Origin of the sequence: Paraburkholderia sp. RL17-381-BIF-C (genome assembly GCF_046026435.1) — a bacterium.
GTDB lineage: Bacteria > Pseudomonadota > Gammaproteobacteria > Burkholderiales > Burkholderiaceae > Paraburkholderia.
In genome coordinates this window covers 1-3,098 of the sequence record NZ_JARESX010000160.1, presented here as the reverse complement: position 1 = coordinate 3,098, position 3,098 = coordinate 1, and the positions used below count along the sequence as shown (strand labels likewise).

The window sequence follows — 3,098 nt, the reverse complement described above, 5'->3', positions numbered from 1 at the left end:
CCGAGGTTCGGTGATTTGGTCGACCGACGCTCAGTCATCACAAAGGCATGTTCCAGCGGGTGGCGCCACCTAGGCGTCGTCCGCTGGCAGCCAATTCGGGCTCTTGTCGATCCGCGAAAAAAAGGCAGAGCAGCGTGCCGGTTCTGGCGCTGCGGCTTTGTTCAACGTCGTGGGTCGAACCTAATCATCAATTCCGCGAGCAGCTTGGGTCGCGTACGAATAGCGAATTGGCAATGTGCGCGGTGGACACAACGGTGTGGAACGCTTCTTCTCGACCGACTCCAACGCCAGCATTCAGACGGCGCACGCGCCCAAACTGGGATTATGACGATCGGGACCGTGTGCACTGCGCTCGCCGGCCTGACGAGCCGTCGCTTACAAGCGCCGTGCATGCCAACAGCGTTTGCAAGATATCAAGAATGCAGAGGTTATCGATGGCTAAACATCCGCCGTATGCCGTGGTTCTGAACTACGACGAGAACCTGCAATAGTTGGTCGCTTACACACTTGATCCAAATCCGCTGGCTCCGCTCCTCGTAACCTTATCGCCAATGAGCTTTACACCCCCCCCCGGCACTCCTAAACCCCCCGCCCCCGCAACGCCCAATTAAACACCCGCCGCGCATCCGACGCCGGCCGTGTCAATCGATCGAACAACTGCGCGACCGCGCCATCCAGTTGCGCGAGTGCCGGCGCCTTACGTGCATCAACATGAGCGGCAGCCGTCACCGATGCAAGCTCATCCCGCCCACCCCACGCATCGCGCACCACGGCGCCGTTGTACCGCGCAATCAACGAATCGAGCCGCGCCACGATCGAATCGACATGCGCCGCGCCCACCTCCGCCGCATTGAGCGCCACCTCTTCGCGCAATCCGCCGCGCCGTGCGGAATCGCTCAACACTCGCGCCCAATGCAGACAACACAGCAGCGAGCCGGTCGCCAGTTCGACATCGGGATTCCACACCACCACGCGCTGCGTCTGCAGCGGTCGCAGCGCGATCCGCAGATCGTGCCAACTGCGATCGAGCTTGCGCATGGCCGGAGCCGCATCAGCGGCTAGCGCACCCGCCCCGGCGAGCCGCACCACCTCACGCAACCCGCCCAACACCGAACTCAGCCTCGTCTCGACATGCCGCGTCGCCGCGAGCGGCATCATCAGTATCGCGACGGCGAACGACACGACACAGCCCACCAGCACTTCTTCAATTCGTATCTCGACCAGCGGGCCCATTGCGAACCCCAACTCGCCGTAGACCAACCCCACGAGCACGGTGATGAAAAACACACCCGGCGCATACGCGTTCAGGATGAAGTAAGCCCAGCCGAACACGCATAGCACCATCGCGGCGACCAGCAAAACCGGTGAGTCCTGCAGCGGCGCGACCAGCGAAACGCTGACGAGCGCACCGCCCAGCGTCCCCACGAGGCGCTGCGCGCCGCGGTACACCGTATCGGCGCGCGAGCGCGTGCCAAGAAACACGACGAACGTCGTAATGACCGCCCAGAACCAGCGCTCCGGCGAAAGCGAGTGACCGATCAGCATCGCGAGTAGTGCAGCCGTCGTGGCGCGCGTGGCGGGGAGCCAGCAGAGCTTGCTGCGCAAGTCGGCGAGGCGCTGCGCCGCAGTTAGCGCAGTTGCACCGCTTGCATGTACAGATGAAGCAAATCGAGCGATGTGGCCTCGATTTGCAATTTCCCTGAGCCGCGCAATCGCGTGACGCAACACGTCGGCACTTGCCTCGCCGCCGCCATCCGCATGCCCCGATGCAAACGCATACTGCCCGGCGGCCACTTCCACTTCGACGATCCGTTCGCGAATCGTTTCCGCATCGGACGGATTCAACAGCGCCAACTGTTCTTCGAGCGAAAGCGCAGCTTCGTTCAACGCCGAGAGATGCGCCGCCGCCGGAGCGTGAAGCACACGCGACGCGCGCAGAGTGACCGTATGCACAGCCAGGCGCAAGCTCGTCGCGGGCCGCATCGGTACGATCACGCGACCCACCAGCGTGACCATCAACGGGCCGAACGCGGAGAGCAGGAGCGACTGCACGAGATGCGTCGTCGATGGATGCAGATACAGACCGAGGTAAAAACACACCACGCCCAGCATCGCGCAGCCCAACGCACGCGGACCGCATGCCTGGCACAACATGCCAACGAACATCACGACGAGGAAGCCGGCGTCGCCGGCCAGCGGATAGCGGCTCAGCACGCTCGCCGTAGCGAAGCACACACAGGCGCACAGATAGAGGCAGAAGAGCGTGCCGAACCATGCGGGCCGCCGCGCATCGCGCACGAACAGCGGCGCGACCATTGCGAAGAGGATGCCGGGTGCGGCGAGCGTGACGGGTTGGTGGACGGAGACAGTCCACGCGACGCTGGCCACGCCGGTGAGCAGGCAGGCAAGCGCAACGCGCAGCGCGGTATGGAGGCGTACGAGTCCGGGATCCGCGGCAAGCAGGCGGTCGGCGACGCGCGAAAACGCGGCAGCAATCATGATCGATGATGTCCAGGCTAATTGGCCGCCTTCGGCTTTTGACCGACTGCGACGAGGCGGGCGCGCGGGCCCGCCAGCTTTGTATCGCCGGATTGGGCCGCCATGCCGGGATCACCGGCTAACAGCCCCACCCGACAACGGGCGATGACACTCGAACAGACACGCCGACATACGCTGCAAAGGGTGGCGCAGCGCATCCGGCGGGTTCGGGTTTTCCCGAATCATACCTGGTCAAAATCACGATAGTCGAATTTTTGCGGCGGCGCAGCAGCACGCGTAACTAACTGCGGCAAGCCCGCCAAACGGAGGCCGGCTCAAGTCGCGTCGTGGAAAATCACCCCGAGCGTATGCCGTTGGCCCGAGCGCAGGCGGCTCACGCCATGCCGCAAATTCACCCGGTACGCGCCGCGTGTCCCTTGCACCGGACGGTGGTGGACCGCGAACACTGCCGCGTCGCCTTTGCCGAGCGGCACGACTTCCGTGCGCGATTGCATGCGCGGACGCTGCTCCGTCATGACGAATTCGCCGCCTGTGAAGTCCGCGCCGGGCTCGGACAGCAGAATTGCGACCTGGAGTGGAAAGACGTGTTCGCCGTAGAG

Annotated in this window: 2 protein-coding genes; both read right to left on the bottom strand. The window is 64.0% G+C overall.

Translation table 11 applies throughout. The features are described from left to right. Positions 1-579: 579 nt before the first annotated feature. Positions 580-2,499, bottom strand: a complete 1,920-nt coding sequence (locus P0D70_RS36310) for an FUSC family protein (protein ID WP_408188068.1) — start codon at positions 2,497-2,499, stop codon at positions 580-582. 314 nt (positions 2,500-2,813) lie between these two features. After that, the coding region (locus P0D70_RS36305) for a 2OG-Fe(II) oxygenase (protein WP_408188067.1) at positions 2,814-3,098 on the bottom strand (285 nt) is incomplete at its 5' end.